The organism is Microcystis sp. LE19-10.1B, assembly GCF_027530565.1.
In the GTDB taxonomy this organism is placed as follows: Bacteria; Cyanobacteriota; Cyanobacteriia; order Cyanobacteriales; family Microcystaceae; genus Microcystis; species Microcystis aeruginosa.
The window spans coordinates 1-5,975 of record NZ_JAPZQM010000282.1 but is presented as its reverse complement, the minus strand read 5'-3'; the positions used below and the strand labels follow the sequence as shown (position 1 = coordinate 5,975).

7 protein-coding genes are annotated in these 5,975 nt (G+C 42.7%); 3 read left to right on the top strand and 4 right to left on the bottom strand.

The window, feature by feature from the left end:
* Positions 1 to 32 precede the first annotated feature (32 nt).
* Positions 33 to 158, top strand: coding sequence for a hypothetical protein (locus O9332_RS10070; protein ID WP_287716789.1), 126 nt, complete (start codon positions 33 to 35; stop codon positions 156 to 158).
* Positions 159 to 398: 240 nt separating this feature from the next.
* Here the strand turns inward: O9332_RS10070 and O9332_RS10065 are convergent, their stop codons facing one another.
* The 4 genes from O9332_RS10065 to O9332_RS10050 form a co-directional block, all read right to left on the bottom strand.
* Positions 399 to 743: a DUF4870 domain-containing protein gene (locus O9332_RS10065; protein ID WP_002762429.1), complete on the bottom strand. Its 345-nt coding sequence runs from the start codon at positions 741 to 743 to the stop codon at positions 399 to 401.
* 13 nt (positions 744 to 756) lie between these two features.
* On the bottom strand, positions 757 to 1,761 hold the full coding sequence (gene pheS, locus O9332_RS10060) for a phenylalanine--tRNA ligase subunit alpha (RefSeq protein WP_002762428.1): 1,005 nt from the start codon (positions 1,759 to 1,761) through the stop codon (positions 757 to 759).
* A gap of 224 nt (positions 1,762 to 1,985) precedes the next feature.
* Complete coding sequence (locus O9332_RS10055) at positions 1,986 to 2,924, bottom strand: type II restriction enzyme NmeDI-related protein (protein WP_223213066.1); 939 nt, start codon at positions 2,922 to 2,924, stop codon at positions 1,986 to 1,988.
* A gap of 77 nt (positions 2,925 to 3,001) precedes the next feature.
* Positions 3,002 to 4,420 (bottom strand): DNA methyltransferase, encoded by a 1,419-nt coding sequence (locus tag O9332_RS10050; protein WP_002762426.1) that lies wholly within the window; start codon positions 4,418 to 4,420, stop codon positions 3,002 to 3,004.
* A 458-nt stretch (positions 4,421 to 4,878) separates the two neighbouring features.
* On the opposite strand from O9332_RS10050, the gene rbp reads away from it, so the two are divergent.
* Complete coding sequence (rbp, locus tag O9332_RS10045; protein ID WP_002762425.1) at positions 4,879 to 5,175, top strand: RNA-binding regulator; 297 nt, start codon at positions 4,879 to 4,881, stop codon at positions 5,173 to 5,175.
* Between the two features lie 435 nt (positions 5,176 to 5,610).
* The gene (locus O9332_RS10040; RefSeq protein ID WP_002733784.1) at positions 5,611 to 5,775 is read left to right on the top strand and encodes an Asl3888 family RNA-binding protein; all 165 of its coding nucleotides are present in this window, start codon (positions 5,611 to 5,613) and stop codon (positions 5,773 to 5,775) included.
* The last annotated feature ends 200 nt before the right edge of the window (positions 5,776 to 5,975 follow it).

Sequence of the window (5,975 nt, the reverse complement as noted above, 5' to 3'; positions counted from 1 at the left end):
GAACCCTTATTTAGAAAGGCATTTGGCGATTTTTGTCAATTGTTTTTGCTCTAGAGCGAACTAATCAATTAAGTCTCTTGCCAGATAAGGATTTAGTCGATTTATGCCCCCCTATTGAACCATACCAAGTAACGAAGAACCCTAACTCTTTTGGTTAGAAAAAGATAAACTTGAGAATCTTCAGTCAAATTTATTGACTCAAAATCAGCTGTACTTAATTTAAATGAATCAACCCTAGGGGTTTGGGGGGTTCTACCCCCCAAAGACGTGGATTGAGTGATAAAATCGGAAGTAATTACCAATTTTAGAAGACAGTTTACATTTAAAAATCCCAACTCAACAGATTTACAAAAATGAGATGCACCGAGGGTTGAACAGGTTGCAACCCCGATAATTAATTACAGAACCCGGAAAATAAAAGGATAACGGAAAACCTTATAAGCATCGTTCCAGACTTGCAGGATAGCAAGAATGGGGAGAACAATATTCACCACAGCAAGAATCGGTAAGAGCAAATAACCGATTAAAACCCAAACTAGAATCCCGGCAATTAGGTAGTATAACCACATATTCAGGTGAAAGTTTAAAGCTTCTTTGGCGTTTTCCTTCACCGTTTCATCATCAGAAATGAAATAAATAGCTAAGGGAATCCCCACCGATACCAGCGTAGCACTCAAAAAGATCGAAGCATGACAAGCCACGGATAGGAGTCTTTTTTTGGTTAAATCTTCACTCATGACCATCGGGTTTATCCCCCTAAAATTGGCGGAGAAAGCGGATATCGCTATTATAACAACGGCGAATATCGTCTATCTCATGTAATACCATAGCAAATCTTTCCACGCCAAAACCAGCAGCAAAACCCGTATAGATTTGGGGGTCATAACCGACTGCTTTTAAGACATTGGGATCCACCATACCACAGCCCATCACCTCCAACCATTTGCCTTTCCACTGCACATCTACCTCGGCCGAGGGTTCGGTAAAAGGGAAGTAGGAAGCGCGGAATTTAACCGGTAAATCGGCCCCAAACATTTGCTTAAGAAATTCTTTAATTGTTCCTTTCAAATCCGTAAAGGTTAATCCCCGGTCCACCGCTAATAATTCCACTTGATGGAAAACCGCGGAATGGGTTGCATCCACGGTATCGCGACGATAAACCCGGCCCGGGGCCACAATCCGAATCGGGGGTTCGTGACTTTCCATGTAGCGAATCTGCACCGGGGAGGTATGGGTCCGCAATAAACGACCATCCCTCAAGAAAAAAGTATCCTGCATATCCCGGGCCGGATGGTCAGCAGGGATATTTAAAGCCTCAAAATTATAATAATCGGTTTCTACCTGCGGCCCGGTGGCGATGCTGTAACCCAGACCGACGAAAATATCGATCATGCGATCAACTGTGCTATTTAAGGGGTGAATTCGCCCTAAAGGACGGCTAAGAGCAGGTAGGGTGACATCGAGGGTTTCCGCCGCTAATTTCGCCTTAATTTGGGCATTCTGGAGACTTTCTCGCCGGGATTCCAGCAGCGATTGTACTAATTCTTTGACCTCATTAGCGATCGCACCGAGGCGCGGTCTCTCTTCGGGGGTTAATTTGCCCATTTCCCGTAAAATCTGCGATAATTCTCCTTTCTTACCGAGATAATTCACCCTTAGCTGTTCTAAGTCTTCTAGGGTTGTTGTTTGTTCGATGGAATTTTCCGCTTTCGCTGCCAGGGTTTTTAGGGCAGTTTCGATCGGATGGGGGGATAAACTCATAATTAGGGCATTTTATAGGGCAGCATTCTAGTCTAGTTTATCAAGAGAGGGAATTTGGGGAGACAGTTGCAGGGGCGATTTGCTTTCCGGGGTGACGATTCCCTGAGATGGTTTGCTGTATCATGTTCATCGCTCCCTGTCCCCTCTGATCAAATGGGAGCTTATTGCATGAGTGCCTCGTCGAACCTAGAACTTTCAATAGGAACCAGCTTCTCTTGATTGCATCAGATTTCTGGTTTTTTTAAAATGAACTCGATCGAGGCAAAAACCGCAGATAATTCTAGTTTAGTTGACGAGGAGAGTTTCTGGTAAACTTCGGCAATTTGATTAGAAAAACTATAGACTAATTTATTCTCCATATAGAGAGGATGTCCAATATAGTGGGAATCTTTAAGAATTTTTTTCAGTTTGTTGACTCGCTTCGGTGGAACAATTAACACAAGTTTTCCTGCCAGTTCTGGATAAATTTTTAGTAATTCCATAAAGCGATCGATTCCTGTGGTGATCGGTGTACTGGTTTCTACTTCAAAAGCGAACACTGCATCGCCTAAGTTATTAAACCAGATGAGATCGATCTGTTGTATTTTATCTCTGTCCCACTTTCCTAATTTATCGATCGGTAATTTTTCTAGAGAAATATCTTTAAAAGCTTCTCCATTCCAATAACCTGTAGATTGTTCTTTTTTGCCAATATAAGGCTTTAATCCGACAGCAATAGCAATTTTTGCCAGAGCGTAGATAATTTGATCGTGAGGAATTTTATCTGCTTGTTTGGGAAAATCTAAACCAGTTAAAACGGAAGAAATTGGCTCTATATTTAAATCGAGAGTTAGCTGAAGACCTTCTTCTTGCCCTAGTTGCCAGTGCCGACCATCGGGAGAATAAGCTAACTTTTCTAAAACCTTTAAAATCGATTGATCGCTTGGTGTTGTCCCGTTGATCAGGTTAGGCATGATCGCAAAAATAATTTCATCAAAAGTTGCTACTTTTCCCTGTCGTTTTTTGGCAGTTAGAAAATCCAAGAGATAAAATCTTATTCGATCTTCTAGCGGAATAAAGCAACCGATTTTCGTATTTGTACGAATTCTCCAGAGATGATCTAATTCCGAAAAGTTGAATTCCTCTTTTAACAAAGGAGTAATATCATCTATAGCAATTCCCATAGTTGTGAGGTACAGAGTCTTAGGTTTTGAGGAGTCAGGAGTTAAGATTTTGGTGTACCTCATGAGATTGGGAAACGCTATATTTGTTTCTTGACTTGGGTTAGTAAGCCATTTTCCAATAATTTAGGAATGAGCGCATTATAAATATCTTCTGTGGAAGCACCCGAACTTTTAACGATTGTCATCTCGGCCACTTCTTTAATAATTTGCAGGATATCGATCCCGACTTTACTGATGGCGATTGTTTTGGGATTATTCACTTTTCTAAAGTTTAAAACTAACTCTCCCGATAGGACAGTCAGAGGATTTTTCTTTTTGTGTAATGAGGGCGTAGTAGAATGTTGTACAGAGGAATTTACATACTCAAAACCAGCTTCTTGAGCAGATTTAACGATTGCATCCCAATAGGCGGGATCTTTGTGAGCAAAAACAATACTCATCCAGCGATCAAATTTCAAAACTCGAAACATTTCTCGAATGGAATTCGATAACAAATTGATGTAAGTTTCTTTCGATTTCTTTAAATCTCCTCCTTCGATCGCTTCCAATTCTCTTGCGTTATCGCTCACTTCAAATCCTAGCCAAGCATTCCACATAGTCGAGAGATCTAAATAGGCAATATGTTGTCCGTAGGGAGGATCGGTATAGATATAATCCACGGATTCGGACGATATGCCAGTTAAGTCCGTCGCTGAGAAATCAAAAATTGAAAAATTTTCTTGATAAAAATCACCGATTACTGTATTAGTTTCGATCTTGAATTTTGCCGTCCCCTTAAATTTCTGCTCGAATTGTTCCCAGACATTAAGATCGATAGTTTGAGGAGGAATCCAATAGCGATATAAGCGCATAATTCCGCTATTTCCCCGGCTTTTTATTCTTCCTCTCGTGGAACTAAAGGTTAAATTGGTTTTATTGAGAGTTGCCGAGAAAGTAAACCTCATTAAATCTTTAATGATCGGATCGGTGATTAATTCAATCTGGTTGAGAATTAGAGAAAGGGAAAATAATTGACGTTTGGTAAACAAATTTTCTACAGATTCTGCGTCCGCATTTTTCGGTAAACGAACCCCTTGCGGATACCAATAGGGAATCTCTAAATCCGCCGCTTCTTCTGGAGACATTCGATAAACTTCCTCAATCTTTTCCTGACAATTTCTGGCGATGTCATCGAAAGCAGACCGAAAATCATCGATGTTAACGGGACTAACAGCGATATTGCGGCAGATAAAACCAGCCATCGGGTTAATATCCGAGTAAATCGCCTTTCGCTTTAAAACTAGAGCCTCTACCGCAGTCACTCCCGATCCCCCAAAGGGATCTAAAACCACATCTCCCACCTGACTAAAACGCTTAATATATTCCTGTACCACATTCCAAGCGCGCCGGGTAAAATAGGGATGACTTCCCCAATGGCGTAACGTCCCTTGTTTTTTGGGATCGATCGGCCCAGAAATGGGATCGATCATTCTATAGTCGAAGGAGGAAGCACTCATCTGGCCTTAAGAATAGAGTTCTATATATTACTGTACCCAGATGTGAGGGTATGGCGAGGATACCCTCTTGGGAGCATCCTACGCACTGCCGGAGGAAGTCCGGCTCTTGTTGCCGTTTCTCGGCAACAGGTGGGGAAAGCACCCCAGAAATCGAATCCTCGGCCTTAGTTTCCAGGGTTTTTAGGGCAGTTTCGAGCGGATGGGGGGATAAACTCATAATTAGGGCATTTTATAGGGCAGCATTCTAGTCTAGTTTATCCGCTCCCGTGGCGAGACAGGCAGAATCGATAAAAGCTAATAGCTATGTGCTAGGATGGAAATTGAGAATAAAAGTCGGCACTGCGGCTCGTTGTCAGTATTAATGGTCAAAGCGTTTCTGTTTAGTATTGGTTCAGCTAGTTCCCGAAATCTTGGTTCTCTACAAATCTGTTGTTTTTATCTGTGCAAGGATAGGTTTTATGTCAATTTATGTTGGTAATCTCCCCTTCGAGGTTGACCAAGAAGACGTGGTTGAGGTTTTTAAGGAATATGGTGAAATCAAGCGCGTTCACCTCCCCATGGATCGGGAAACGAAAAGAAAACGCGGGTTCGCTTTCGTGGAAATGGAAACCCCAGAGCAAGAAGCGAAGGCTATTGCCGCTCTTGACGGCGCTCAATGGATGGGACGAGAATTAAAAGTCAATCAAGCTCGTGAAAAAGAACCCAGATCTTCCTTCGGTGCTGGCGGCGATCGCAATCGGGAGCGTCGCTACTAATCCCCGACCGTAACCATTCTAGGTGATCGGAAATTTGGGTTGAAAACCCCGTCCTTTTAGGACGGCTTTGTGCGAGAATAGCTCCAGGTTGCCAACCGTGAGAACGTGAGGAAGCAGGTTAAACTTCCTACTCCGTCATCTCAAAATTTCTAACAGTCAATGGTGTTCAATTAAGTCCAAACTGTAAGAACGCAAAACAATTAAATACTGTGGGACACACAGAAATTTACGCTTGGGGAGTAGTCCATAAGAGTGCTTGCCTTATCGGTGTAGTCGGACTAGACATGAAACCGTAAGACCAAAATTAGCGTTGCTAGTGGAGGCAGGATTCAGCCCAAGAATCTCCGCACTTTTAGGGCGGAGAGTGTCAATGTCAATAGGGGGAGCGATCGCTCGTTTCCCCGCTTGTCTATCTAATATCCCAAGGAGATTCTTGTGGCTAAACGTCGTAATTTGAAAAAAGAAAAAGCTGAACGCAACCGCGCCTACGCGCGTCAATTCCGGGCTGCCTCTAATCGTACCACCACCAGAGGAGGTAGAGGCGGTTATTCCAGCGATCAAAGACAATCTTCGGAAAATGAAGGGGCAGCCGATACCTAATCTGCTGACTTAGTTAGGGTCTGCGGCAAAAAGTTTTTCGTGGGGACAGGGTGTAGGGTGTGGGGTGTGGGGTGTAGGGTTTTACCGATTCTCATCTGGTCAATTACCTAATTTTCAGAGAAAAAGTCCCAGAATTTTCCCCCTATCTCTCCCACAACTGGTACTTTTTGATTGACAAAAAGTCTAAAAGTCTTACCCAA